General features: G+C 72.3%; 20 protein-coding genes and 1 pseudogene. 5 read left to right on the top strand and 16 right to left on the bottom strand.

Annotated elements, in window-relative coordinates:
* Window positions 1-17: 17 nt before the first annotated feature.
* The 14 genes from hypE to ACFU95_RS12665 form a co-directional block, all read right to left on the bottom strand.
* Window positions 18-1088, bottom strand: a complete 1071-nt coding sequence (gene hypE / locus ACFU95_RS12730) for a hydrogenase expression/formation protein HypE (protein ID WP_383825874.1) — start codon at window positions 1086-1088, stop codon at window positions 18-20.
* Window positions 1081-2223, bottom strand: a complete 1143-nt coding sequence (gene hypD / locus ACFU95_RS12725) for a hydrogenase formation protein HypD (RefSeq protein ID WP_383825872.1) — start codon at window positions 2221-2223, stop codon at window positions 1081-1083. Before hypD ends, hypE begins: the two co-directional genes overlap by 8 nt.
* Window positions 2220-2540, bottom strand: a complete 321-nt coding sequence (locus ACFU95_RS12720) for a HypC/HybG/HupF family hydrogenase formation chaperone (RefSeq protein ID WP_383825869.1) — start codon at window positions 2538-2540, stop codon at window positions 2220-2222. Before ACFU95_RS12720 ends, hypD begins: the two co-directional genes overlap by 4 nt.
* A gap of 3 nt (window positions 2541-2543) precedes the next feature.
* Window positions 2544-4877 carry a carbamoyltransferase HypF gene (gene hypF / locus ACFU95_RS12715; RefSeq protein ID WP_383825866.1) on the bottom strand — a complete coding sequence of 778 codons (2334 nt, stop codon included), beginning with the start codon at window positions 4875-4877 and terminating at the stop codon, window positions 2544-2546.
* Window positions 4874-5665 (bottom strand): hydrogenase nickel incorporation protein HypB, encoded by a 792-nt coding sequence (hypB, locus tag ACFU95_RS12710; protein WP_383825863.1) that lies wholly within the window; start codon window positions 5663-5665, stop codon window positions 4874-4876. The genes hypF and hypB overlap by 4 nt, the downstream gene beginning before the upstream one ends.
* Before the next feature lie 38 nt (window positions 5666-5703).
* Window positions 5704-6312 (bottom strand): hydrogenase maturation protease, encoded by a 609-nt coding sequence (locus ACFU95_RS12705; protein WP_383825861.1) that lies wholly within the window; start codon window positions 6310-6312, stop codon window positions 5704-5706.
* Entirely contained in the window at window positions 6309-8054 is a 1746-nt protein-coding gene (locus ACFU95_RS12700; RefSeq protein WP_383825858.1) for an enoyl-CoA hydratase-related protein, read from the bottom strand. Before ACFU95_RS12700 ends, ACFU95_RS12705 begins: the two co-directional genes overlap by 4 nt.
* Window positions 8055-8130: 76 nt before the next feature.
* Window positions 8131-9351: an FAD-dependent monooxygenase gene (locus tag ACFU95_RS12695; protein ID WP_383825855.1), complete on the bottom strand. Its 1221-nt coding sequence runs from the start codon at window positions 9349-9351 to the stop codon at window positions 8131-8133.
* Window positions 9352-9413: 62 nt separating this feature from the next.
* Window positions 9414-10265, bottom strand: coding sequence for a PaaX family transcriptional regulator C-terminal domain-containing protein (locus ACFU95_RS12690; protein WP_383825852.1), 852 nt, complete (start codon window positions 10263-10265; stop codon window positions 9414-9416).
* Window positions 10266-10317: 52 nt separating this feature from the next.
* A complete protein-coding gene (locus ACFU95_RS12685) occupies window positions 10318-11742 on the bottom strand; it encodes an alpha/beta hydrolase family protein (protein WP_383825849.1) in 1425 nt (474 codons plus the stop codon).
* Window positions 11739-13097 carry an MFS transporter gene (locus ACFU95_RS12680; protein ID WP_383825846.1) on the bottom strand — a complete coding sequence of 453 codons (1359 nt, stop codon included), beginning with the start codon at window positions 13095-13097 and terminating at the stop codon, window positions 11739-11741. The genes ACFU95_RS12685 and ACFU95_RS12680 overlap by 4 nt, the downstream gene beginning before the upstream one ends.
* Before the next feature lie 161 nt (window positions 13098-13258).
* The gene (locus tag ACFU95_RS12675) at window positions 13259-13513 is read right to left on the bottom strand and encodes an EF-hand domain-containing protein (RefSeq protein WP_383826070.1); all 255 of its coding nucleotides are present in this window, start codon (window positions 13511-13513) and stop codon (window positions 13259-13261) included.
* Between the two features lie 281 nt (window positions 13514-13794).
* A complete protein-coding gene (locus ACFU95_RS12670) occupies window positions 13795-15426 on the bottom strand; it encodes a cellulase family glycosylhydrolase (protein WP_383825844.1) in 1632 nt (543 codons plus the stop codon).
* A gap of 35 nt (window positions 15427-15461) precedes the next feature.
* Window positions 15462-16562 carry a cellulose binding domain-containing protein gene (locus ACFU95_RS12665; protein WP_383825841.1) on the bottom strand — a complete coding sequence of 367 codons (1101 nt, stop codon included), beginning with the start codon at window positions 16560-16562 and terminating at the stop codon, window positions 15462-15464.
* Window positions 16563-16694: 132 nt separating this feature from the next.
* Between ACFU95_RS12665 and ACFU95_RS12660 the strand changes: the two are divergent.
* The 3 genes and pseudogenes from ACFU95_RS12660 to ACFU95_RS12650 form a co-directional block, all read left to right on the top strand.
* Window positions 16695-16850, top strand: a pseudogene (locus tag ACFU95_RS12660) (cyclase family protein); the annotation flags it as partial.
* Window positions 16851-17071: 221 nt separating this feature from the next.
* Window positions 17072-18310, top strand: coding sequence for an RNA-guided endonuclease InsQ/TnpB family protein (locus tag ACFU95_RS12655; RefSeq protein ID WP_383825839.1), 1239 nt, complete (start codon window positions 17072-17074; stop codon window positions 18308-18310).
* 6 nt (window positions 18311-18316) lie between these two features.
* Window positions 18317-20092, top strand: a complete 1776-nt coding sequence (locus ACFU95_RS12650) for a thiamine pyrophosphate-binding protein (protein WP_383826067.1) — start codon at window positions 18317-18319, stop codon at window positions 20090-20092.
* A 78-nt stretch (window positions 20093-20170) separates the two neighbouring features.
* Here ACFU95_RS12650 and ACFU95_RS12645 read toward each other — a convergent pair whose 3' ends face one another.
* Window positions 20171-21622: a glyceraldehyde-3-phosphate dehydrogenase gene (locus ACFU95_RS12645; protein ID WP_383825836.1), complete on the bottom strand. Its 1452-nt coding sequence runs from the start codon at window positions 21620-21622 to the stop codon at window positions 20171-20173.
* Window positions 21623-21758: 136 nt separating this feature from the next.
* On the opposite strand from ACFU95_RS12645, the gene ACFU95_RS12640 reads away from it, so the two are divergent.
* Together ACFU95_RS12640 and ACFU95_RS12635 are read left to right on the top strand one after the other, a co-directional pair.
* Window positions 21759-22718 carry a LysR family transcriptional regulator gene (locus tag ACFU95_RS12640; RefSeq protein WP_383825833.1) on the top strand — a complete coding sequence of 320 codons (960 nt, stop codon included), beginning with the start codon at window positions 21759-21761 and terminating at the stop codon, window positions 22716-22718.
* A gap of 148 nt (window positions 22719-22866) precedes the next feature.
* Window positions 22867-24819, top strand: a complete 1953-nt coding sequence (locus ACFU95_RS12635) for a collagenase (RefSeq protein WP_383825831.1) — start codon at window positions 22867-22869, stop codon at window positions 24817-24819.
* A gap of 2 nt (window positions 24820-24821) precedes the next feature.
* Here the strand turns inward: ACFU95_RS12635 and ACFU95_RS12630 are convergent, their stop codons facing one another.
* Entirely contained in the window at window positions 24822-26021 is a 1200-nt protein-coding gene (locus ACFU95_RS12630) for a hypothetical protein (protein WP_383825828.1), read from the bottom strand.
* Window positions 26022-26039: the final 18 nt, after the last annotated feature.

Genomic DNA, 26039 nt, shown 5'->3' with positions numbered 1-26039 from the left:
CACGTCTCGGTACCGGATCAGCAGATGCGCGGCAGCTGCTCGCCCAGCGGCAGATCCACCACCCGCGTCCCGCCGAGCCCGGTGGCGACCACGACCATGCCGGGGTGGTCGGCGACGCACTCGCCGATCAGTGTGGCCCCGGCGCCCTGCGGGTGGGCGCGCATCGCGGCGAGGACCTCCTCCGCCGCCGACGGGTGCACGAAGGCGACCAGCCGGCCCTCGTTGGCGACGTAGAGGGGGTCGAGCCCCAGGAAGCCGCAGGCGTTCGCCACCGCGTCCGGCACCGGAATGGCCCGCTCCCGCAGCCGGACCCCGGTCCCGGAGGCGCGGGCGATCTCGTTGAGGGACGCGGCCAGGCCGCCCCGGGTGGGGTCGCGCAGCACATGGAGATCCGGGGTGACCGCCAGCATGGCCGCCACCAGGTCCGCCAGCGGCGCGGTGTCGCTGGCCACCTCCACCCCGAACTCCAGCCCCTCCCGGACACTCATGATGGCCACCCCGTGCAGGCCGATCGGCCCGCTGACGATGACGGCGTCCCCGGGCCGCGCCCGCTGGGGCCGGATGTCCACCCCGTCGGGAACGAGCCCGACACCGGCGGTGGTGACGTACACCCCGTCGCCGTGCCCGGACTCCACCACCTTGGTGTCACCCGTGGCGACGCAGACCCCGGCCGCCTCGGCCGCCGCCCCCATCGCGCGGGCGATCCGTTCCACCACGGTGAGCTCCACGCCCTCCTCCAGCACGAAGGCGGCGGAGAGGTACGCCGGCCGGGCACCGCTCATCGCCAGGTCGTTGACGGTGCCGTTGACCGCGAGGTCGCCCAGGCAGCCGCCGGGGAAGAACAGCGGCCTGACCACGTAGGAGTCGGTGGAGAAGGCCAGCCGCGCACCGCCCAGTTCGAGGACGGCGGAGTCGGCGAGTCCGGCGAGGGTGGCGTTGCCGTAGGCAGGGGCGAAGATCTGCTCCATCAGCTCCGCCGACAGCGCTCCGCCGCCGCCGTGCCCCATCACCACGACCCCCTGGTCGCGCAGCGGGGCGGGGCAGGTCCAGTTGGCCGGGTCGACCGCCTCGGCGAGTTGTTCAGGCAACGGGGTTCATCTCCTCCCGCGCGGCCCGGTCGGCCTGCGGCGTCGGGGCGTTCATCCGGCGGTAGAGGTAGTAGGCGGCGCACGCGCCCTCGCTGGAGACCATGGTGGCGCCCAGCGGGGTGCGCGGGGTGCACGTCGTGCCGAACGCGGCGCACTCGGGCGGCTTGATCAGACCCTGGAGGACCTCGCCGCTGCGGCACTCGGCGGGTTCCTCGGTCCGGATGCCGCTGACGTCGAAGCGGTGCTCGGCGTCGTACGCGCGGAAGGCGTCGGTCAGCCGCCAGCCGCTCAGCGGGATCCGCCCGATACCGCGCCAGTTCCGGTCGGTGACCTCGAACACCTCCTCGATCATGCGCACCGCGGCCGGGTTGCCCTCCTCGCGTACGGCGCGCGGGTAGGCGTTCTCCACCCGGTGCTCGCCGCGCTCCAGCTGGCGCACCGCCAGGCGGATGCCCTCCAGGATGTCCAGCGGCTCGAAGCCGGTCACCACCATCGGCACCCGGAACCGCTCGGCGAGCTCCGGATACTCGGCCATGCCCATCACGCTGCACACGTGCCCGGCGGCCAGGAAGCCCTGCACCCGGCACTCGGGCGCCGTCATGATCGCCTCGACGGCCGGAGGCACCCGCACGTGCGACACCAGGATGCTGAAGTTGGTCAGGCCCAGTCGGCGCGCCTGGTGCACGGCCATCGCGTTGGCGGGGGCCGTGGTCTCGAAGCCGATCGCGAAGAACACCACCTCCCGGTCCGGGTTGCGGCGGGCCAGCTCCAGGGCGTCGAGCGGCGAGTAGACGACGCGTACGTCGCCGCCCTCGCCCTTGACCCGGAACAGGTCGCGGTCGGTGCCCGGCACCCGGAGCATGTCGCCGAAGGAACAGAAGATCACACCGGGGCGCGAGGCGATCTCCAGCGCCTTGTCGATGACGTCCAGCGGTGTGACACAGACGGGGCAGCCGGGGCCGTGGATCAACTCCACGTGTTCGGGCAGGAGTTGGTCGATGCCGTGCCGGATGATCGAGTGGGTCTGGCCGCCGCACACCTCCATCAGCGCCCAGGGCCGGGTGGCGGTGGCGCGGATCTCGTCCAGCAGCCGCCGGGCCAGCTGGGGGTCGTTGAACTCGTCGATGTACTTCACCGCGCCTCACTCCCGCTGTCCTGGCGCTCCGCCACCGGGGCGTCGCCCGCCTCCTTGGCCGCCTGCTCCCAGGCGTCCCCGAACTCCTCCTCCAGCAGCCCCAGTTCCTCGAAGAGCTTCAGGGACGCCAGGGCCGACTCCTCGTCCAGGCGCTGGAGCGCGAAGCCGACGTGCACGATGACGTACTCACCGACCCGCACATCGGACACGTACTCCAGACACGCCTGCTTCCGCACTCCGCCGAAGTCGATCAGCCCGGTGAGCGGATCCGCGCTGTCGTCGATGGCCACGACCTTGCCGGGCACTGCCAAGCACATGGGTCACTCCTCCTGTCGTTCGTGCGCCGCGACCACCAGCTGGCCGAGGGCCAACCCGCCGTCGTTCGGCGGGACTTCGCCGTGCCGGAGCACGGCGAAGCCGTCCCCGGTCAGCAGCCGCGTGCACTCCTCCTCCAGCAGCGCGTTGGCGAACACCCCGCCGCTCAGGGCGACCGTGGTGAGGCCGGTGTCCCGGCGCGCCCGCCGGCAGACCTCCGCGACGGCCCGTGCCACGCCCCGGTGGAAGCGCGCGGCGAGTACGGGGGCCGGGGTGCCGCGGCGCAGGTCGGTGACGAGGGCGCCGAGCACGGGCGCCGGGTCGTACGTCCCGGCGGCGAGGCCGAAGGCGTACGCCGAGGCGTCGGCCTCCCACGCCGCCGCCGCGGCGGCCTCAAGCTCCAGGGCGGCCTGGGCCTCGTACCGGGCGCGGTGGCACACGCCGACGAGCGACGACACGGCGTCGAAGAGGCGGCCCATGCTGGATGTCGCCACACAGGCCAGATCGCGCGTCAACTGCCTTTCCAGCAAGGTGAGTTCATCTGCCGCGCAAGCCGCCACGCTGGGCAGGTCCGGGTCCCAGGGCAGGCCCGCGGCCCACAGCCGGGCCAGCGCGAGTCGGCACGGGTTGGCCACGCCCGTGTCGCCGCCGGGCAGCGGGGCCGGAGCGAGGTGGCCGAAGCGGCGGTAGCCCGTGTAGTCGGCGAGCAGGATCTCGCCGCCCCAGACGGTGCCGTCGTCGCCGTAGCCCGTGCCGTCGAACGCGACGCCGATGACGGGTGTGGTGCCGTCGAGGCCGTGCTCGGCCATGGCCGAGGCGATGTGCGCGTGGTGGTGCTGGACGAACACGGGCGCACCGAGCGGTAGCTGGGCGGCCCGCCGACGCGCCCACCGGGCGGACTGGTAGCCCGGGTGCCGGTCGGCGGCGACCAGCTCGGGGCTGACGCCCGTCAGGGACCGCAGCTGCGACTCCGCCCGCCGGGCCGCCTCCAGCGTCGCCAGCTCGCCCATGTCGCCGATGTGCGGGCCGAACCACGCCTGGTCGCCCTCACCGAGACACAGGGCGTTCTTCAGGTCGCCGCCGACAGCGAGCGCGGGCCGCACCGCGACCGGCAGGCGCAGCGGGCGGGGGACATACCCGCGGGACCGGCGCAGCACCTGCTCGGTGCCGTCGGGGCGCACGCGCAGCAGGGAGTCGTCGCAGGGCGAGGCGATGGGCCGGTCGTGGGCGAGCCAGGCGTCGGCCAGCCCGGCCAGCCGGGTCAGTGCCTCGTCGTCGTCCGTGACGATCGGCTCCCCGGAGCGGTTGCCGCTCGTCATGACCAGTGCGCGCGGACCCGGCGGATCACCGGGCAGGCCGAACAACAGGGTGTGTACGGGGGTGTAGGGCAGCATCACACCGAGGTGCGGGCTGCCGGGGCAGACGCCGGGCGCGAGGATCTGCCGCTGCGCGCGGTGGCGCAGCAGGACGATCGGACGCCGGGGGCCGGTGAGTGCGGTCAGCTCGGACGGGGAGACCTCGGCGATCGTCCGTACGGCGTCGAGGTCCGCGCACATCACCGCGAACGGTTTGCCGCCGCGTGCCTTGCGGGCACGCAGCGTGTCCACGGCCCGTGCGTCGGTGGCGTCGCAGGCGAGGTGGTAGCCGCCGAGCCCCTTGACGGCGACGATCCCTCCGGCGGCCAGCAACGCCCGTGCCGCCGCCAGGGCGTCCGCGTCCCGCGCTGGACGGACGACGCTCCCGGCGGCGGGCACCCACCGCAGCCGGGGGCCGCAGTCGGGGCAGGCCACGGGCTGGGCGTGGAAGCGGCGGTCGCCGGGATCGCCGTACTCCCGGGCGCAGTCGGGACACATCGGGAAGCCGGTCATCGTCGTGACCGCCCGGTCGTACGGCATCCCCGTGGCGATGGTGAAGCGGGGCCCGCAGTGGGTGCAGGTGACGAACGGGTGCCGGTGCCGGCGGTCGCCCGGATCGGCCAGCTCCCGCAGACAGTCGGCGCACACCGCCGTGTCGGGTGGGAGCAGGGTGCGGCCCAGGGAGCGGTCGGTGGACCGGATGGTGAAGGCGTCGTCCGCGCCGGTGACGGGCAGCTCCTCGAACCCGACGCCGGTGACCGAGGACAGGGGCGGGGGACGCGTGGCGAGCCGGTCGCAGAAGTCGGCGACACCGACCGGCGGGCCCTCGACCTCGATGAGCACGCCGCTCGCCGTGTTGCTCACGAACCCCGCGAGCGCGAGGTCGGTGGCCAGGCGGTGCACGTACGGCCGGAAGCCCACGCCCTGCACCGTGCCGCGCACCGTGACGCGGCGGCGCACCGCCTGCGCGGCGGGCGCCGTCACGAGACGCGGCCGGCCGCGAGGCCGGATCCGGCCTCCTTATGCGTGTGCGTGTGCGTGTGCGTGTCGGTGTCCGTGTCCGCGTGCGTGTGGCTGTGAGGGCGGGGCGCCAGGGGAGGCCGGTGGACGGCGGCCCCGCCCCGCACGGCGAGCACGCGCTGCAGGACGGCGTCGACGCCGTCGCCGGTCCGTGCGCAGGAGTGCAGGATCTCCACCCCGGGGTTGACCCGCCGCACGTTGGCGGCGAAGACGGCCTCGTCGAAACCGGCGGGACCGGCCAGGTCGGTCTTGGTGAGCACCACCAGATGGGCGGAGCCGAAGGCCGTGGGGTACTTCAGCGGCTTGTCCTCGCCCTCCGTCACCGCCATGAGCACGATCCGCAGGCTCTCGCCGAGGTCGTAGGAGGCCGGGCAGACGAGGTTGCCGACGTTCTCCACGAACAGCACGGAGGTGTTCTCGGGCAGCCAGCTCTCCACGTGGCCGCGCAGCTGCCGGGCCTCCAGGTGGCACAAGCCGTCCGTCAGCAGCTGCTTGACCGGCGCTCCCGAACGGGCCAGCCGGTGGGCGTCGTTCTCGGTGGCCAGGTCGGCGGTGAGCGCGGCGACCGGGACACCCCGCTCCACGGCACGGGCCAGCACCCGCCCGAGCAGCTCCGTCTTGCCGCTGCCCGGGCTGGACAACATGTTGACCACGCTGACACACCGCCGGGTCAGTTCGTCGCGCAGGCTCGCGGCCAGACCGTCGTTCTTCGCCAGGACGGCCTGGGTGACCTCGTCCACGGAATCGCACATGGGCGCTGCTCCCAGCGGGGATCGGGGATGTCGGACCGCTACCGATCCTCGGCGCCGTCGGCCACGAGGCGCGGGAGACGGGCCGCGGAGGGGCCCTCGGATTCCTCGGACGGGTCCGTGGATTCCTCCGGGCGGCTCAACGGGGGCGTGGCCGTCGGGTCGTCGAGCAGCACGGGAACCATGGTGTGCAGGGCCGCGACGGCCCGCTCGACCGCGTCGCGCACGGTCGCGCTGATGCCCGGGGCGATGTCCTCGTCGCCGCGGGGCCGCAGCTCGGGCTCGCAGGCCAGGACCAGGACCCGCGGGAGTGGTTCTTCGCCCAGGTGGGTGGCGAGGGCCAGCACCTTCGCCGGGTCCATGCCGTGCGCCTCCGGCGGGGCGGCTTGCGTGCTGCCGTCGGGGAGTTCCGGTTCGATCAGCGACAGGGTGCCGGGACGGTGGCCCCGCGCCGCCGCGTCGACCAGGACGGCCGTGTCGTAGCCGTCGAGGAGCTCGTACGCGAGGTCCATCCCGCGGATGCCGAAGTCCCGTACCCGCACCTCGGGCGGCAGCGGGCGGCGGTCCAGGGCGCGGACCACCTCGGGCCCGAAGGCGTCGTCCGCGAGGAAGATGTTGCCGACGCCCGCCACCAGCAGCCGCGCGCTCATCGCGCACCCCCGGTGGCCAGCGGGTCGGCCGAGCCGCCCGGCTGCTTGCGGACGAAGGCCGAGCGCAGGGCGTGGTACGGGGCCCGCGGGTCGAAGAAGATGGCGCGCATGCGGGCGAGTTCGTCCCGCCGGTACTCGCCGAGCGGCCGCACCTCGTCGTCCGCCCGACGTGCCGCGGCCTTCGCGGTGATCCGCTCCGCCAGGCCCGGTCCTGCGGCGAGCCCGGCGGCAAGGCGCTCGACCTCGGCGGTGAACTCCCGTGCCGGGACCGGTACCAGACGGTCCACCAGCCCGATCCGCGCGGCGGTCGTGGCGCTCACCGGCAACGCGTCGGTCGTCAACCGCCTGGCCGTCCCGGTCCCGACGCGGCGCGGCAGCGTGTACGTCCAGTACTCCGACCCGTACAGCCCCATGCGCCGGTAGTGCGGGTTGAGGACGCTGCCCGTGCGGCACCAGACCTGGTCGGCGGCGAGGGCGAGCATGACGCCGCCGGCCGCCGCGTTGCCGCCGAGGGCCGCGACCACCAGGCGGTCGGTGGTCCGCAGCACGGCCTCGACCAGGTCGTTCATGGCGTTGAGGTTGGCCCAGGACTCGCCCGCGGGGTCGGCCGACGCCTCGATGACGTTCAGATGGATGCCGTTGGAGAAGAAGTCGCGCGTTCCTCCGAGCACCAGCACCGAGGTGGGCCGGGTGAGCGCCCGCCGGTAGGCGGCGAGCAGTCTGCGGCAGTGGTCGGTGCTCATCGCCCCGCCGGGGAAGGAGAAGGACAGGAAACCGACGTCGCCCCGCTGCCGGTAGCGGATGTCCGTCCAGGTGGCGCGGTCCGGGGGCAGTTCGAGCGGCTCGGTGCTCTCCGGCAGCCAGTGCGGGCGGCCGTCGGGGTGCGGCGTCCCATGTCCGGTGCCGGGCGGGGCGGGGAACCCGGCGAGCACGGACGCCGCCGGACGGCGGAACGGCGCCGGGTCGCCGGAGCTCTTGCGGGGGCGCAGTTCCGGGATCCACACCGCGCCGTCCCGGGTGGCCCGGCAGACGGCGCCGGACCGTGTCGCGAGCAACTCGCCCGGGCGCCCGCGCAGCAGGTCCTCGGGATGCCCGCCGTGCAGGAACACCTCCCGGCCGCAGACCTCGTCCAGTACGCCCGGCTGCGAGTCGGCCGCACGGAGTTTGCGCAGCACCGTGGCCGTGCTGTCGTTCTCCCAGTCGATCCGGCGCCGCTCCTGACGCACGAAGTCGCGCCACACCACGCGGATCGCGGGGTCGCTCTGCGGACGTGGCTTGAACGATCCGTCGGCGAACCGCCGCACGGCCAGCAGTACGGCGGCCGTGGCGGCGTCGGAGACCTCGTTGCGGTACAGGTCGCTCTTGCCGGTCGGCGTCACCGGGAAGGCACCGTCCGCCCATACGTCGCCCGCGTCCATCGCCGCCTCGGCCTGAAGCACCGTCACCCCCCAGTCGGGCGCCTCCTCGGCGATCGCCCAGTCCAGGGCGGACGGGCCCCGGTCGCCGGGTGGTCCGGGGTGCACGATCAGGCAGGTGTGCTCCTGCCACACGTCTTCCGGCAGGGCCGTCCTCAGCATCGGAGCGACGACCAGCTCCGGACGCGCCTCGCGTACGGCGGCCCGGACCGCTTCGGGGCCGTGCGAGGCGAGGACGACGTCCACCCGGTGCCCCTGGTCCGACAGTTCCGCGTACAGACGCTGGGACAGGCTGTTGAACGCGCTGGCGACGAGCAAGATGTCCATGACATGGCATGTTCGCTGGTCGGGGGTGGGCCGAGAAGGACCACGGGCGGCGTTTCGCCGGACCGGTCGCCCTTGATCAGGAGGCAACCGCTTCCTCGGCGTCGTAGCCGTAGATCCAGCCGTTGGCCACCAGGGGATCGGACCCCGCCAGTGCCGCGTCGCGGGCGCGCTGCTCGGGGCCGTCGGGCAGATGGTTGACGTCCCGGCGGGCGTGACTCAGTCGCTGAAGGCGGGCGGTGCGTGCGACGCGCGCCGACTCGTACCGCTTCAGGGCCCGTGCCGGGTCGTCCGGGGACGCGGCCAGGCAGCGGGCCAGCACCGCGGCGTCCTCGATGGACTGGGCCGCGCCCTGGGCGAAGAACGGGAACATGGGATGCGCCGCGTCACCGAGCAGCGTGACCCCGCCCCGGCTCCACCGCTCCAGGGGCGCCCGCTCCAGCAGCGCCCAGCGCCCGGGGACACCACCGGCGGCGACGAGGTCCGTCACCCGCGGATCCCAGCCCGCGAACTCGGCGTGGAACTCCTCGGTCGTCGCCGTCGCGCTCCACGACTCGTCGGTGAAGTCGCCGGCGGGGGCCACGGCGACGACATTGACGGCCCGTCCGCCGGCGATCGGGTAGTGCACGAAGTGCCGGCCGGGCCCGAGCCAGAGGGTCTGCGCGGGACGACGGGCGAAGTCGGGCACGGCGTGGGCGGGCACCGTGGTGCGGAAGGCGCACAGGCCGGAGTACTCCGGCGGCGCCGGTTCGGTCACCGCGCCCCGTACGACGGAGTGCACGCCGTCGGCGCCGATCACGACGTCCGCCTCCGCCCGGCTCCCGTCGGCGAAACGCAGCGACACACCATCCGGGCGCGCGTCGACCGACGTGCACCGGGCGCCCAGCCGGATCCACCCCTCGGGCACGGCCGACCGGACGGTGTCCAGCAGATCGGCCCGGTGCACGGTGTAGGTGCGCTCGCCGTACAGCTCCTCGCACACGCCGCTCAGCCGCTCCACCGAGAGCACGCTCCCGTCCGCCCAGCGACGGAACTCCCACCCCCGGTCCAACGGCACCGCCCGCCGCAGAAACCGCTCCATGACGCCGAGCCGCCGCAGCAGCCGTACGGCGTTGGGCGCCGCGACGAGTCCGGCGCCGACCTCGGTGAGGGCGCTCGCCTGCTCGTGGACGGTGGCGGTGAGCCCGGCGCGGCGCAGGAAGGCGGCCACGGCGAGGCCGCCGATGCCACCTCCGACGACGGCGATCCGGGGGCCGGGCGCGAGGCTGGGCAGCAAGTGGGGCAGCACAGGTTCGGGCATGGAGCCACTCCTCCGTCTCGGACGGCGCCCGCTCGTCCCTCGCTGCCGCGAACGACTGGCGCCTACCGCAACTGTGTGGTCTCCAGCAGGCTCCGCGCCATCAACCGTGCGGGCCGCTCGGTGTGTTCGGCCACGCGGCGGAACGTCTCCTGGGCGGGGCGGGCCGGCCAGTCGGGGGGAAGGTGGCGGGCGGGGAGCCGGGGGTCCGTGCGGATGGTCCAGAGCCACTCGCTGACCAGCCGCAGCCGGGTACCGATCGGGTCGTCGCCCGATCCGGCGTCCAGGTGGGCCGTCCACCGCTTGTCGAAGGTGACGTACCGAGCGGCGATGCTCTCCAGGTCCCAGGCGCCGTCGATCATCTGCGCGATGTCGGTGGCGTCGTCCGCCTGGGCGTGGAAGATCTTGACGTGGTCGGCCAGACCGAGCTCCGCGACCACGGCGGCGACGTCGACCTTCCCCGGGGCGATCCACAGCCCGCTGTAGAGCGCGCCGAAACCGGACCAGGTGAGCCGGGAGCGCAGGTCGTGGCGCTGGCGTTTCCAGGAGTCGGGCAGCGAGAAGCCGAGCAGGGTCCAGGAGCCGTCCCAGTCGTCGTTGACCGCGCCCTGCCGCCAGATGCGGGTGCGGCCGTCCTCCAGGACCCGGGTCGCCTGCGGGGTCAGGCCGAAGAACATCTTGCGGCCCTCGCGCTGGCGCCGCAGCAGGCCGCGGTTGACCATGCGGGTGAGGGTCGAGCGCACGGCCTGTTCACCGACCCCCACGCGTCCGAGCACGTCGATGATGCTGCCCGAGTACACGCACAGGTCGCCCACGTCCAGGACGTGGTTGCCGAAGAAGGTGAGCATGAGTGACTGGGGGCGCTGCTGCGGTCCCTCTGAGCTGCCCTGGGCGTCCAGGATGTCGTCGTCCTCCACGGTGCACAGCGTACGACCGCCCACCGACGGCGCGGCGGGCGGTCGTACGGCATCACCGCCGGTCGGCGGGGTGGGCAAGGTCGTACGGCCGCGGATACGGGGTGGGCCGGTACGGCACATAGCGTGTGGGTGTCGTCGGATCCGCCTTCCTGGCACGGGAGTTGAGGGAGTCGGGGTCGGTGCCGGTCCACCTGCCGGTGGTGAGGCGGTCCTCCAGCGTGTGCAGGGCCGAGAGCTGTTCGGCGGGGCTGAAGGTGCAGTGCCCGGCGTTGTCCGTGTACGCCTGCCGCAGCAGCGGAGCCGACCCGGCGGCGGTGACGGCCCGCTTCAGGGCGCTCTCCGTCTGGACGGGGACGAGGGCGTCTCCGATGGTGTGGACGGAGAGCTGAGGCCTGGTCAGCCTGCCCGTGAACGAGCTGGTGCGGCTCATCCAGTCCACGGCGGCCGGATCGGCGCTGATGCGCGGGGCACGGTTCAGGGCGGTGAGGTCGGCGCGCAGGGACAGACCGGCCTTGCGGTACAGCTCGCTCACCTCCTTGCGGACGGACGACTCGCCGAGCAGGCGTGCGTAGTCGACGCCGGTGTTCCAGGACATGTTTCCGCCCGCCCGTGCCTCGGCCTCCTGGCGCCGGTTGAACGCGGCGATCTTCAGCAGCCCCTTGACGGCCTCGTACTGGTTGGCCTGCTGGGCGTCCCAGTCGGCCGCGCCGGGCCGGGGCTGCGTGGGCTGGTTCCAGACGGGGATGTTGTGCAGGGCGGCGGCGAGAGCGATACGCGCCCGCCCCTCGGCGGTCGTCTGCGCCGAGTCGACCACGGAGGTCAGGGTGCCGGCCGCGGCGTCGGCGGCCCCCTGGTCGGCGATGCCGACCAGGGGGACGTCGGAGTCGGGCGCGAGGAGCGTCTTGATGGCGAAGACGGGATCGAGGGTGTTGTTCCAGTTGGCGACGCCGCCGTGGACCAGACCGCACAGGGAGATCGAACCGTCGATCCGGTCCGGGCTGCGCTCGGCGAGGGCGGTGGTGACGAGCCCGCCGTACGACCGTCCCCACGCGATGGTGCGGGAGGCCGTCCCGAAGCGCTCGGTGAAGGCGCTCAGGGTGGCGAGTTGGTCGGGGACCGCGTCCGTCACCGCCCAGCCGGTGGTGGCGTAGGAGGAGCCGACGAGGGCGTAGCCGTCGCGGAGGAGCAGGGCCTTGGTGGCGTCGTCCGGGGCGTTCTGGGCGGGGTTGGCCGGGCCGGTCGTGTAACCGTGGCTGAAGAGCAGGACGGTGCCGTTCCAGTGGGCGGGCACGTCCATCGTGTACGTGGCGCCCGAGGGGAGCCGGCCGTCCACGTGGGTGGGGTCCGACGCGGCCGCGGCCGAGGTGGGCAGCGCGGTGACGGCGAGCAGAAGGGCTGCCGTACAGGCGGTTCGGGTACGGCGGCCGGTTCGGCTCCGGCGATCCCGCGCCGCGGGGATCGTGGTGCCGGCCCTCACGCGGAGACCTCCTGCGTGTGGGGGGCGTCGGCGCGTCCGGTCGCCGGGCCGGACAGGGACGTACGGCTGGTTTCGCGGACGAACCAGACGGTCAGCGCGGTGACGAGGGAGCCTCCGCAGATCAGCAGGGCGACCGGGGTGCTGTTGCCGCTGCCGGCCACCAGGCTCCCGGCGATCATGGGGGAGAAGCCGGCGCCGATGAGGGTGGCGCCCTGGTAGCCGAGGGAGGCGCCGGTGTAGCGGACCCGGGTGCCGAACATCTCGGTGAGCAGGGCGCCCAGCGGGCCGTACATCATCGACTGGGCGATGCCGTGGCCGAGGACCACGGCGAGGATCAGCAGCCCGGGCGACTTGGAGTCGACCAGCGCGAGGACGGGGAAGGCGAGCGCGGCCGAGGCGACGGCTCCGGCGAGGACGACCGGGCGGCGGCCGACGCGGTCGGAGAGCGCGGAGGCGCAGGGCAGGACGACCAGGGCGACGCAGGCGGAGACGGTGAGCGCGGTGAGCACCTGCGGGCGGGCGTATCCGATGCCGGTGGCGTACGCGATCAGATAACTGGTCAGCAGGGACTGGGCGGTGAAGGCGCCGATGCCGACACAGCAGGCCAGCAGCAGGGGGCGGGGGCGCCGCAGTACGTCGACGATGGGCAGCCGTGCCTCGGCGCGGTCCTTCTTCACCTCGGCGAACAGCGGGCTCTCGACCACCTTGAGCCGGACGAAGAGACCGACACCGAGCAGCACCACGCTCAGCAGGAACGGCACACGCCAGCCCCAGGCCGTGAACTCGTCCCTGGGCATGGCGACCACGAACGTCACCACGAGCGAGGAGAGCAGGGAGCCGAGCGGGGCTCCCATCTGCGTGAAGCTCGACCACAGGCCGCGGCGGCGCTCACCGGCGTGCTCGACGACCATCAGGGTGGCGCCACCCCACTCACCGCCGATGGCGATGCCCTGGACCACGCGCAGCGTGATCAGCAGGACCGGCGCCCAGACGCCGATCGTGTCGTAGGTGGGCAGCAGGCCGATGAGGAAGCTGGCGCCGCCCATCAGGCCCATGGTGAGCAGCAGCATCGACTTGCGGCCGAGCCGGTCGCCGAAGTGCCCGAAGACGATGCCGCCGAGCGGGCGCGCGACATAGCCGGCGGCGAAGGTGCCGAACGCGGCGATGGTGCCGACGGCGGGGTCTGCTCCGGGGAAGAACAGTTCGCCGAAGACGAGGGCGGCGACGGTGCCGTAGACGAGGAAGTCGTAGAACTCCACGGCGGTACCGAGCAGCCCGGAGAGGGCGACCCGGCGGAGCTGCCGGGTGCCTTCGGGGCTGGACGGTGACGGTGATGCGACGGGGGACGGGGGCATCGCGGTCTCCCTTGACCGGGGGAAGGACACCGTGAAGGTAGGCTCTCTTATTACCGCAGTCAAGAAAGTGCACAACATTGGATCGTGATGCGGCCCGGGTCATGAAGGCTCAGATCGAGAAACCGACGCGGCCGCGGACCCCGGCAGGCGTCAGACCGGCGTCACTTCCAGCCGAATCGGCGGTCCACCACCGCCGCGAACTCGTCCAGGGTCAGCATCTCGTCCCCGTTCTGGTCGGCGGCGTCGAAGAGCGCGGAGGAGGCGTCCTCGTCTCCCAGGGCCCAGAGCGGCAGATCTCCCGAGGCGGCCAGCGACGGGCCCTTCGACCGCAGCGCGATGATCACCTCCGCGCGGGTCAGGGTCCCGTTCTCGTCGAGGTCGAGCGCCTCGAACAGCTTTCTGGCCTTGTCGCTCATCGTGTTCATCCCCGTTCCTGTCGTCGGCGGTCGAGCCGACGCACCCCGTCACCAGAAGAGAACGCCTCCGCGCCCCTTCGGGTTCCCTCCGTCGACGCACTCATGACCGCACCCGCGTCAGCGGCGCAGGCGGGTGCGAGCGGTCGGCCACATCGGACACGGCGCGCCGATCGCCGCCGTGAGCACGCTCTGTGTGGTTCCTGTCACGGTCCTGTGTCGCGGGTTTGTCCCTTCCTCGGCGCCCTGACCTGCCAGGACGCCGAGGAAGGGCAGGCCGGTCGTCAGGCCGGCGAGCAGGCGGAGTCGTTGAGCGTGAAGGCCGCGGGGCTCGGGTTCGTGCCGCCCTTCGAGGCCGTGAAGCCCAGGGTGACCGAGCCGGCCGGGGCGATCGTCGCCGTGTACGCCGCGGAGGCGACGCTCACCTGGGCGCCGCTCTGCGTCGCGGTGCCGCCCCACAGATTGCTGACGCGCTGGCTGTCCGGGAAGGTCCAGCGCAGCGTCCAGCCGTTGATCGCCGAACTGCCGGTGTTGCGGATGACGACCTCGCCCTGGAAGCCGCCGGGCCACTCGTTGCTCACCCGGTAGGCGACCTGGCACATCGCCGACGAACCGCCGGACGACGTGGTGACGGCCACCGTGGCCGAGCGCGGCGAGCGGTTGCCGGCGGCGTCGCGCGCGTACACGGCGAAGGTGTAGGAGGTCTCCGGGGCGAGGCCGGTGACGGTGGCGGAGGTGCCGGTCGTCGTGGTGGCGGCCGTCTCGCTCCCGCCGGCGACGCGGACCACGTCGTAGCCGGTGACGCCGCCCGCGTCGGTGGCGGCGGCCCAGTTCAGGGTCACGGACGAGGACGTCACGGCGGAGGCGGTCGGCGTCCCCGGGGTGGTCGGGGGAGTGGTGTCGCCGCCGGAGGAGGAGTAGATGTCGGCCTCTTCGGACGTGGCGGCGATGCCGTTCGCGCCGTGGAAGATCCGCTGGCCCCAGGAGCTGAGCCGCGCCGGGTCGAAGTCGATCGCCAGGTCGAGGATCGGGTCGGTGTTGCCGCTCCAGGACCAGGCCAGGTAACCGAGCCGGAGCTGCTGGGCGACGGCCATCATGGTGTCCTCGTCGGGGTCGCCGTACTGGTCCGGCGGGCCTCCGAACTCGCCGATGAGCAGGGGCAGTCCGGCGTTGACGAACGCGTTCAGATAGTCCGTGATCTCCTGCGCGGTGTCGTAGACGCTGTACATGTGGATCGAGAAGATCAGGTTGCCGGTCGGGTCGGCGTCGTAGACGGTCCGGGCGTTGGCGCGCATGACGCCCTGCCAGTCCTGGCCCCAGTTGGGCGCGTCCACCATGATCGTGTGGGCGAAGCCGGCGCCGCGCAGCTTCTTGACGGCCGCGATCGTGGGATCGGTCCAGCCGGCGGGGTTGGTGTTGCCCCACGGCTCGTTGCCGATGTTGATGATGACGTGGTTCTCCTGGCCGGTGAGCACGTCCTTCAGGCCGATCCAGTAGTCGGCCGCGTGGTCGAGGGTCCCGGCCGCGGCCTCCTCCCCGTAGCCGGTGGTGTCGTGCACCTCCAGCACGCAGATGAGCCGGTTGGCCTTGCACCGCGCGATGACGGCGGCCACGTCCTCGGCGCTGTTCCTGGTCCACCGGTGGCCGTCGGAGAGGACGACGCGGACGGTGTTGGAACCCAGCGCCTTGACGTCGGCCAGCGACTGCGTCTCGCCCGGGTACCAGGTGTGGGCGTGGTTGACGCCACGCATCACGAAGTCGTTCCCGGACGCCTCCAGCAGCCGTCCGTTCTGGATGTGCAGTCCGGTGGCCGCTGCCTGGGCGGGGGTGGCGAAGGAGAGCAGCGGGACGAGCAGGCCCAGCAGGGCGGCCACGACGGCGGCCACTCGTGGGGTGGTGCGGGTACGGGATCTCATGGCGGCTCCGTAGGGTGGGATGGGGTGACGGTGCGTCAGGATGACGCGGCGCGCGCCGTGCACGTGACAGTCGCCGACGGGGGCCCGCTCGTTGCCGGGGTACTGGCGACGAAGCCGAAGCTCGCGCTCGCGCCGGGGGCCAACGTGCCGTTCCACGCCACGTTGGTGACGGTCGCGGTGCCGTCGGCGCCGGTGCTGAGGGTGCCGTTCCAGAGCTGGGTGAGGCGGGCTCCGTCCGCCGGTACGACCGTCGCGGTCCAGCCCGAGACGGCGGAGGCGGACGCGTTGGTCACCGTCACCTCACCCTGGTAGCCGCCCTGCCAGGAGGAGACGGCGCGGAAGGACGCGGCGCACGCAGGGGGGTCGCCGGGGTCTCCGGGATCCCCCGGGTCCGCGTCGAGGAGCGCGGCCAGGGCCGGATACCAGCGGGCGGCGATCTTCTCGTCGCCGGTGGCGCCGGGGTGCACGCCGTCGTAGGTGTCGGTGGCCGTGTCGAAGCCCGTCCACTGGTCGACCACGGTGACCGGGGAGCGAGCGCTGCTCATCCCCCTGGCCCAGCCGGGGATCTGTGCGTTGAGGTCGACGACGCGCTGGGCGCAGGCGGCGCACTGGCTCGGGTTCATGGGGATGAGCTGCGCGACCAGGATCTTCATGTCCGGGTTGCCGGCCCGCATCTGCTCGACGAGCTTGGTGTAGGCGGCGAGGATGCGGTCGGGGGAGACGGCGCTCCACACGTCGTTCGTACCGAAGTGCATGACAACGATGTCCGGACGGGTGGAAGCCAGCCGCCCCGGCAGCAGGTTCTGGTCGGCCACGTTGGTCACCAACTCGCCACCGTGGCCTTCGTTGTCGCCGTCGTGCGCCTGGGCGCAGCCCTGGTGGGTGAGCGTGCCGACGAAGTCGATGTCCGTGTGTCCGGCGCTCAGCAGCCGGTTCCAGAGCAGCGCCCGCCAGCAGCCGGGCGAGCCGGTGATCGAGTCGCCCAGCGGCATGACGCGCACGGGGGCCGCCGCCGGAGCGGCGGCGGGGGCTGCTGTGGCGCGCGGTGCGAGCGTCATACCGACGGGCAGGAGCAAGGTGCCCAGCAGGGCGAGCAGTGGAATGATCCGTAAGGGCAAATGGCGGGTGCCGCGCATGGTGTTCCCTTCCCTGAGAGGTGGGAGCGCTCCCATGAGACATCAAGCCACTGTTGTCATTGACGCGTCAAGAGGTGTGGAGCAGGACTGAGATGCTGTCGGTCCGAGCACCGTCCGTTCGAGGAGGCGCCCATGTCCGAGCCGTCCGTCCTTGCCGCGCTGGTGTCGGCTCTGCGAGCTGGATCGATCGAAGTCGTCGACCTCACCTCGCCCTTGTCGTCGTCGACACCGGTGATCCAGCTGCCGCCCCGGTTCGGGCAGAGCGCCGTCTTCGAACTTCAGCCTGTTCTTGTGAGGAACCCCAGGGCTTCAGCCCTGGGAGGAATCGCATCCTTGTGGTCGCGGCGCGGAGCGCCGCAGTAGCGCTGCTGAGTGTTCGGCCGCGGGGCGGCCGGGTGTCGTCTCCGGCGGAGCCGGGTAGAGCCGCATGGGCAGCGGGTTTCACCCGGTCGGGTGATCGAATGGGAACGCGCAGTGGGTGGTCGTACATGTGTGTACGTTGAGTGATCGTGAAGCTGACGGTGCAGATCAGGCTGCTGCCGACGCCGGTGCAGGCGGCGGCACTTGAGGCGACCCTGCGCGCCTGCAACGAGGCGGCCACCTGGGCCGGCGGCGTGGCGTTCGAGAAGGACGTGAAGCGGAACTTCGCGCTGCGTGAGCACACCTACGGCGAGATCAAGGCCCGATGGAGGCTGGGGGCGCAGGCCGCCCAGCACGTGATCAAGAAGACGTGCGACGCGTACGCCACGCTGAAGGCGAACCTGAAGGCGGGGAATCTGGGCAGGCCCGGCTCGAAGCGCTACCGGAAGGCCACCGAAAAGCCGGTCGCCTTCCGGCCCGGGAGCGCGCAGCCGTATGACGACCGGATGCTGTCCTGGCAGATGGCCGGGCGGCGGGTCTCGGTCTGGACCGTGGTCGGGCGGATCAAGGACGTGGCGTTCACCGGCTCTGCGGAGCAGCTGGCCACGCTGGCCCTGTACCGCAAGGGCGAGTCGGATCTGCTGGTGTGGGACGGCATGTGGTTCCTGAACGCGACCTGCGAGGTCCCCGAAGCGCCGCCGAACCCCGACCCGCATGACTTCCTCGGCATCGACCTGGGCATCGTCAACATCGCCACCACCTCCGACGGCGAGATCATGGCCGGACGCGAACTGAACCGCATCCGCACCCGGGAACGGATCCTGCGCACCAAGCTCCAGAAGAAGGACACCCCGTCCGCCAAGCGCCGCCTGAAGAAACGCAGGCGCAAGGAGTCACGGCGGGCACGGGACATCAACCACAAGATCGCGAAACATGTGGTGGCCGAGGCAGAACGCACCGGTCGCGGAATCGCCCTGGAAGAACTGACGGGCATTCGTGAACGGGTACGGCTTCGCAAGCCCCAACGGGCCACCCACTCCAGCTGGGCCTTCGCCCAGCTCGGAGCGTTCATCGCGTACAAGGCCGAGAAGGCCGGAGTGCCGGTGGTGTACGTCGATCCGGCCTACACCTCCCGCACCTGCGCCGAGTGCGGCCACATCGACAGGGCGAACCGGGTGTCCCAGGCCTGGTTCGCATGCCGGTCCTGCGGATTCGTTGATCACGCGGACCGGAACAGCTCCCGCAACATCCGCGCCCGTGCGTGGCAGTTGTGGCGACGCGGGGCCCTGTCAACGGCCCCTGCCCCACCACCGCGCCAGCGGGGCGGGGCTCGACGCAAACGCAGTGTCACCGCCAGTGACGCCCGTTGTGCAAACCCGGCGCTTTAGCGCCGGATAGTTGACGAGATCAGCCGGTACGACGACCGGGGCCCCGCCTGGTACTGGAACAACTTCCGCAGCGGCGAGCACACCGGCACCCACTTCGACGCCCCGAACCACTGGGTCACCGGCAAGGACCTCACCGACGTGGCCTCGGTGCCGGCCCGCAGACTGATCGCACCGGCGGCGGTGCTGGACTTCGGCGCCGAGGGGGTGGTCGGGTCGGGCAACTTCCACGTCACGAACGCGATGGTCGAGGCGGGGGCACGGTTCGTCGCCGCCCGCCACGAGGGCGGCGCGGCGACGATGGCCGACGCGTACGCCCGGACCAGCGGCACGGTGGCGGTGGTGAGCGTGCACCAGGGGCCCGGCCTGACGAACGCGATGACCGGGATCGCGGAGGCGGCCAAGAGCCGTACGCCGCTGGTCGTGCTCGCGGCGGAGGTGACCGAGCCCAGGTCCAACTTCTCCGTCGACCAGGAGGCGTTGGCCCGTGCGGTGGGCGCGGTTCCGGTCCGGGTGACGTCGGCGCGGGAAGCGGTCGAGCAGGCGTGTGCGGCGGTCGGGCTGGCGGTGCGGGAGCGGCGTACGGTCCTGCTCAACCTCCCTCTGCCGGTGCAGACGCTGGAGGTGCCCGACGGCGCTCTGGCGCAGGCGGCGCCACCGCCGCGACCGAACGCGGTCGAGCCGGGCGCGGACGACGTCGCCGCGTTGTCCCGGTTGCTCGGGCGGGCCCGACGGCCCGTCTTCGTGGCCGGCCGGGGAGCACGCGGGGAGGGCTGCCGCGAGGCCCTGGAGCGGCTCGCCGAGCACCACGGCGCACTGCTGGCGACCTCGGCCGCCGCCCGCGGGCTCTTCCACGGCAACCCCTGGTCCCTGGACGTCTCCGGCGGCTTCGCCTCGCCCCTGGCCTGCGAACTGATCCAGGGCGCGGACCTGATCGTCGGCTGGGGCTGCGCCCTCAACAGGTGGACCATGCGGCACGGCCGTCTGATCGGCGCCGACGCCCCCGTCGTACAGGTCGACGACGACCCGTCGGCACTCGGCGCGCACCGACCGGTGCACCTCGGCGTCACCGGAGACGTCCTGCTCACCGCGCGCGGGGTGGCCGAGGCGGCTGACGAACCGCGCCAGGGCTGTCGGACCCCGGAGGTAGGCGCGGGCCTCGCCGCCCGTGTGCGCCTGCGTGACGTGCCGTACGAGGACACGAGTACCCGGGAGCGGATCGACCCGCGGACGTTGAGCATCGCGCTCGACGACATCCTGCCCGCGGAGCGGGTGGTCGGTGTGGACTCCGGGAACTTCATGGGCTACCCGAGCGCGTACCTGTCGGTGCCGGACGAGCAGGGCTTCTGCTTCACCCAGGCGTTCCAGTCGATCGGGCTGGGCCTGGCGACCACGATCGGGGCGGCGCTGGCCCGGCCGGACCGGCTGCCCGTGGCGGCGCTCGGGGACGGCGGGGCACTGATGAGCGTCGCGGATCTGGACACCGTACGGCGGCTCGGGCTGCCCATGGTGGTCGTCGTGTACGACGACGAGGCCTACGGCGCCGAGGTGCACCACTTCGGTCCCGGCGGGCACCCGCTCGACACGGTGCGCTTCCCGCCGACGGACATCGCCGCTGTCGGCCGGGGCCATGGCTTCGAGGCGGTGACCGTGCGGACGCCGGCCGATCTCAAGGCCGTGCGGGACTGGGTCGACGGCCCGCGATCCGCGCCGTTGCTGGTCGACGCCAAGGTGGTCGCCGATCACGGGTCCTGGTGGCTGGAGGAGGCGTTCCGCGGCCACTGAACGGGGCGGGAAAGCCGACGCCGACCCGCCTGTCGGCACCGCATTGCCGACAGACGGGTCGGCGAGGGCCCGGCGGGATCAGACCGCCGGTGCCGGGAAGGTCGGGTACTCGACGCCCGAGACGTGCTGGACGACCCGGATGACCTGGCAGGAGTAGCCGAACTCGTTGTCGTACCAGAGGTAGAGGATCGCGTTGTCGCCGTCGACCTTGAGCGCGCCGGCGTCGATGATCGAGGCGTGCCGCGAGCCGATGAAGTCGCTGGAGACCGCGTCGGGAGCCGTGATGAAGTCGATCTGGCGTCGCAGCGGCGAGGTCAGCGACACGTCGCGCAGGTGGTCGAGGACCTCCTCGCGGCTCGTCTCACGCCCCAGCTGGAGGTTGAGGATCGCGATGGACACGTCCGGCACCGGGACCCGGATCGAGCTGCCGGAGATCTTCGCCTTGAGGTCGGGCAGCGCCTTGGCGACGGCCGAGGCGGCACCGGTCTCGGTGATGACCATGTTCAGCGGCGCACTGCGGCCGCGGCGCTCGGACTTGTGGTAGTTGTCCAGCAGGTTCTGGTCGTTGGTGAACGAGTGGACGGTCTCCACGTGGCCGCGCAGCACACCGAACTCGTCGTCCATCGCCTTCAGCGGCGGGACTATGGCGTTGGTGGTGCAGGAGGCGCAGGACAGGATCTGCTCGTCCGGCTTGATCGTGTCGTGGTTGACGCCGTGCACGATGTTGGGGACGTCACCCTTGCCCGGCGCGGTCAGCACGACCTTGTCGATGCCGGGGCGCAGGTGCTCGGACAGGCCCTCGCGGTCGCGCCACTTGCCGGTGTTGTCGATCAGGATGGCGTTCTTGATCCCGTACGCCGTGTAGTCGATCTCGGAGGGGTCGTTCGCGTAGATCACCTTGATCGCGTTGCCGTTGGCGTTGATCGTGCTGTTCGCCTCGTCGACGGTGATCGTGCCCTGGAACTGGCCGTGGATGGAGTCACGGCGCAGCAGCGAGGCGCGCTTGACGAGATCCTCGTCGGCCCGGCCGCCGCCGCGCACGACGATCGCCCGCAGGCGCAGGCCGTTGCCCGAACCGGACTTCTCGATCAGCAGGCGGGCGACGAGGCGGCCGATGCGGCCGAAGCCGTAGAGGACGACGTCGCGTCCCTCGCCGCCCTCGATCTTGTTGGCGCCGGTGGCCCCGGCGACGGCCTCGGCGGTGAACGCCTCCACGGACAGACCGCGGTCGTCGCTCTTGTACGTCGCGGCCAGCATGCCGAGGTCGATCTGCGACGGGCCGAGGTCGAGCGCGGCGAGCGCCTGGAGGAACGGCAGCGTCTCGGTGACCGAGAGCTCCTCACCAGCGATCTGCCGGGCGAACCGGTGCGTCTTCAGGATGCTGACCACCGACTTGTTCACCAGGGAGCGGCTGTGGAGGAGGACGGTGACGTCCCGCTCCCGGTGCAGCTTCCCGATGAGCGGGATCATCGACTCCGCGATCTCCTCGCGGTTCTTCCAGTTGGTGAACGAGTCGTCGTTGACAGTCACGGGCCTATCTTTCGAGCTAGGAGGCGCTCATATGCTAACCATGCGGTGCGACGAGCGTGCACAGGGGGGTCACGCGAAGGGCGGGATGACCGATATTGTGGTTATTTGTATGAAATGTGAAACGGGGGAGTGATCGGTGGAGCTGGAGCTGCGCCATCTGCGCGTGCTGTGCGCGATCGCTGACGCGGGGAGTGTGGGCCGCGCGGCGGCGGACCTCGGGTACTCGCAGCCCGCCGTGAGCACCCAACTCCGGCGCATCGAAGGCCACTTCGGCGAGCCGCTGTTCGAGCGCGGACCGACCGGGGTGCGGCCGACTCCGTACGGCGTCGAGGTGGTCGCCCAGGCCCGTGACGTCCTGGCCCGCGCCGCCGTGATCGGGCGCCGGCCGTCGCCCGAGCCGACACCGGCGCGGCGGACCCTGCGGGTGGCGGCCACGAACTCGCCGATGCTCGTGGGCATGATGGCGGGGCTCCGGGCCCGGCTTCCGGACGTCTCGCTCGCGGTCAGCAGTGTGTACGCCTCCTCGCGGATCGTGGAGCTGCTGGAGGAGGGCGCGGTGGACGCGGCCATCGCCGCGGACTACCCCGGCAGGGAGCTGGAGCACTCGGACGCGGTGGCCCACCGGGGGATCGTCACCGAGCCGAACTTCGTGGCCCTGCCGTCCCGTCATCCGCTCGCGCACCGGGCTCAGATCGCCCTCGCGGACCTGGCCGAGGAAGCGTGGTTCCTGACGCCGGACGACGGGGCCGGATGGCCCGGCGTCTTCCACACGGCCTGCGCGGCGGCCGGCTTCACACCGTCGGCGGTGCACGAATTCCTGGGCGACCGGCTGGAGTTGCAGGGGATGATCGCCGACGGGCTCGGCGTGGCCGTCGTACAGGCGACGACGCGGCCCATCCCGCAGGTCGTCGTCAAACCGCTGGTCGGGACGCCGCTGTGGTGCCGGTATGTGCTGGCCTGGCGGCGTGACGTCGTCACCGAGGCGACGGCCGACGCACTGCTTCAGTCCGCCACCGCCGCGTACCGCGAACTCGTCGCCCGGTCCCCCCACTTGAGGACCTGGGCGGCCCGCACCTGGAACGTGAGCGGGGCGTAGCCGCCGGGGACCGGGGCGCGTCGGCCCTTATGGCCGGTCGGCGCAATGTGCTATGTCACACGCCATTGTTGGCGCGGTCGAGCGCTGAGACAGTCCACCCACGCCTCAGCACCCGTATCGAGGCGCATCCATCCGTGGAGGACTCCAGATGCGCTACCGCTTCGTGCTGCCCGGACACCTGGCAGCCGCGCTCACCGCGTGCGTCACCCTCGCCGGCCTGCTGTCGACGCCCGCGCTCGCGGCACCCGCGGCCGGGACCGCCCCGCTCCCCACCACCTCCGGGAAGCGGACACCACCCCCACCCCCGACCGGCTCGACCGCCCACGCCCCCGCCCACCCCGTCGTCCGGGACCGGCAGCGCACCCCGGCCCACCTGCCGCCCCTCGCCCCGGCACCCCGGCCCGGCGCGCAGGCCCTCCCGAAGGCGGCCCCGTGCGCTCCGGCAGACTTCGGCGGCCGGACCGGAGCCGCGCTCGTGGCCTTCGTCAAGGCCTCGACCACCGACTGCGTCAACACCCTCTTCGCGCTCACCGGCACGGACGCCCGCGCCGTCTTCCGCGAGTCCCAGATGGTCACGGTCGCCGAGGCGTTCACCCGCACGGCACAGCGGTACCGCGGCGACAACTCGGCCCGCATCCAGCAGCTCGTCCTCTTCCTGCGCGCGGGCTACTACGTGCAGTTCAACCACCCCACCGACGTCGGCCCCTACGGCCCACGCCTGGCCAGCGACACCACCCGGGGCCTGGACACCTTCTTCGCCCGCCCGCCCTCCGGGGCCGTCACCGCGGCCAACGGCGACGTGCTGGGCGAGGTCGTCGTCCTCACCGACAGCGCCGACCGGCAGGCCCGCTATCTCAAGGTCTACCGGCGGGTGTTGAACGGCTACGACCACTCCTACGACGCCATCCCCAGCATGCTCGCGGCCGTCAACGCGGTGTACACCCCGCTCTGGCGCGGCAACTGGAACGCGGACTACGTGGCCGCCGTCGCCGCGGACCCGTCCGTCGTCCGCACCCTCCGCCGGTTCGCGCTCGACCACCTCGACCTGCTCGGCACCGACCGGGCGTACCTGGCGTCCAACGCCGGGATGAACCTGGCCCGTTACGTCGAGCATCCGGCGCTGCGGTCCACGGTGCGGCCCCCGGCCAGAGAGTTGCTGGACGCGTCGCGGATCACCGGTCCCACGGCCGGCCTGTGGGTGGCGGTGGCGACGCAGGCCGAGTACTACGACGGCGCCAACTGCTCGTACTACGGCGTCTGCGACCTGACCGGCCAACTGACCAGGGCCGCCCTGCCGATCACCCACTCCTGCGACGCCACCCACACCATCCGGGCCCAGTCGCTCACCGCGGCCGACCTCGACGCGGCCTGCGCCGGCGTGCTCGGCCAGGACGCCTACGTCCACGACCTGGTCAAGGACGACGGCCCCATACCCGGCCAGTACCTGTCCACCATCGACCTCGTCGTCTTCGCCGGCAGCGCCGACTACCGCACCTACGCCGGGGCGATCTTCGGCATCAGCACGGACAACGGCGGCATGACCGTGACCGGGAACCCGGCGGACCCCGCCAACGAACCGTTCGCGGTCATGTACCAAAAGCCCCGGGACGACGGGCACGCCGCCCGGATCTGGAACCTCAACCACGAGTACACGCACTACCTGGACGCCCGCCACAACATGAAGGGCGACTTCGCCCAGCAGACCTCGGTGCCGGACGTCTGGTGGATCGAGGGAGTGGCCGAGTACGTCTCCTACGGCTACCGCGGCATCACCGACGAGCAGGCCGTCGCGGAGGCGGGCAAGCACACGTACCGGCTGAGCACGCTGTTCCAGAACACCTACGCCAACAGCGACGTGACCCGCACCTATCCCTGGGGCTACCTCGCCGTCCGCTACATGTTCGAGCGTCACCCGGCCGACATCCACCGCATGCTCGCCCGCTTCCGCGTCGGTGACTACGTGGGCGGACACGCCGTCTACGCCACCGACATCGGCACCCGCTACGACGCCGACTTCGACCAGTGGCTGACGGAGTGCGCCGCCGGCGCCTGCGCGACGCCGACGGCCGGTCCAGGCATGGGCATGCCTGGACCGAGCTGACGTCAGTAACGTCCGTTCCGGTACACCTCGGCGCTGTCACCGACGGCCGTGGTCACCACGCCCCATATGTCATGGACCGTCTCACGGGCGCCCTTGTCGTGGTTGTACCCGAACTGGAAGACGTACGTTCCCGCGTCGAGCGTGATGCCCTCGTTGAGCACCACGACGTAGTCCGCTCCTCCGTCCGAGGCCTTTCCGGTGTGCACCGTGGCCTTGTCACCGAGCGACGTCCAGACTCCGGTGTTGGCCACGCCACCGGTCTGCGCCACATGCAGAACGACCTTGAGCGCGGAGAGCTTCTTGGTGGTCGTGACGGTTACGGAGCTCTGGCTCCAGTAGTCGTTCGGGGACTTCAGGGCGGTCTGGACGGAGACATAGCTGCTCTGCCCGGCCACCGAGGACTTGACGCCCGCCTGCTGGGACGCGCCCTCGGGGGTGTGCGTCGGGGTGGGGGTGGGAGTACCGGGGACCTGGGCCGCCGCGGCGGCGGCGGGAGCGGCCACCGCGGCCGCCTTCCCGGCCCCTGCCGGGGCCCGCTTCTTCTCAGGCGCCGTCGGAGTCGAAGTCGGCGTCGGGCTGCCGTCCTCGTCGAGGCCCTGGCCGGGAGCCAGGATGGGCTCCGGCTTCTCCTTGGCCGTCGCGGCGGGCGGCGAACTCATTCCCTTGACCGCTCCCGCGGCCGCGACCAGACCACCGATCGCGACGGCCGCGCCGAGCAGCCACTTGGAGACGGCGTGGCCGGCAACGCCGGTAGCCCCCACGGGAGTCGGCGCCGCGTGCGCACCGCGCTGCTGGTCGGCGGCAGCGGCCTGCCACAGTGCGACGGAGGAGTCGTTGTCGGCGGCCTCCCCACTCTCCGCGCTCCCCGCACCCTGCTCCGCGTCGCCCGCCGCCTCGCCCTTGGCCTCGTCCGCGCCCTCCTCACGGACGGCGGCCGCCCGCGCTGGCGGGCCTGCCTCGGCCACGGACGACTCGGCCCGCGAGGACGCGGGCTCCTCGGAGCTCTGCTCCTCGCCCTCGGCCTGTGACGTGGCCCAAGGCAGGGGCTGGTCCCACACGGCGCCGGCCGACTGACTGGCCTTGCCGTCGGTATCGGTCCCCGGCGCGGCGGGCGTCGGCGCGACCGCGACCTGTGCTCCGGCCTGCCCGGCGGAAGCTTCCGCCCCGCCGGGTTCGTCGGAGGCGTGCTCTCCTGGTCTCATCTGGGCCTCGTTCCCTTC

Origin of the sequence: Streptomyces sp. NPDC057623 (genome assembly GCF_042800355.1) — a bacterium.
Taxonomy (GTDB): domain Bacteria; phylum Actinomycetota; class Actinomycetes; order Streptomycetales; family Streptomycetaceae; genus Streptomyces.
This window is presented reverse-complemented; position numbering and strand designations above follow the sequence as displayed.

What these genes read in the sequence shown, in the direction of transcription:
- ACFU95_RS12720 (WP_383825869.1), bottom strand. Translation starts at nt 2,540, where the DNA reads ATGTGCTTGGCAGTGCCCGGCAAGGTCGTGGCCATCGACGACAGCGCG.
- hypB (WP_383825863.1), bottom strand. Translation starts at nt 5,665, where the DNA reads ATGTGCGATTCCGTGGACGAGGTCACCCAGGCCGTCCTGGCGAAGAAC.
- ACFU95_RS12705 (WP_383825861.1), bottom strand. Translation starts at nt 6,312, where the DNA reads ATGAGCGCGCGGCTGCTGGTGGCGGGCGTCGGCAACATCTTCCTCGCG.
- ACFU95_RS12700 (WP_383825858.1), bottom strand. Translation starts at nt 8,054, where the DNA reads ATGGACATCTTGCTCGTCGCCAGCGCGTTCAACAGCCTGTCCCAGCGT.
- ACFU95_RS12695 (WP_383825855.1), bottom strand. Translation starts at nt 9,351, where the DNA reads ATGCCCGAACCTGTGCTGCCCCACTTGCTGCCCAGCCTCGCGCCCGGC.
- ACFU95_RS12680 (WP_383825846.1), bottom strand. Translation starts at nt 13,097, where the DNA reads ATGCCCCCGTCCCCCGTCGCATCACCGTCACCGTCCAGCCCCGAAGGC.
- ACFU95_RS12675 (WP_383826070.1), bottom strand. Translation starts at nt 13,513, where the DNA reads ATGAGCGACAAGGCCAGAAAGCTGTTCGAGGCGCTCGACCTCGACGAG.
- ACFU95_RS12670 (WP_383825844.1), bottom strand. Translation starts at nt 15,426, where the DNA reads ATGAGATCCCGTACCCGCACCACCCCACGAGTGGCCGCCGTCGTGGCC.
- ACFU95_RS12665 (WP_383825841.1), bottom strand. Translation starts at nt 16,562, where the DNA reads ATGCGCGGCACCCGCCATTTGCCCTTACGGATCATTCCACTGCTCGCC.
- ACFU95_RS12635 (WP_383825831.1), top strand. Translation starts at nt 22,867, where the DNA reads ATGCGCTACCGCTTCGTGCTGCCCGGACACCTGGCAGCCGCGCTCACC.
- ACFU95_RS12630 (WP_383825828.1), bottom strand. Translation starts at nt 26,021, where the DNA reads ATGAGACCAGGAGAGCACGCCTCCGACGAACCCGGCGGGGCGGAAGCT.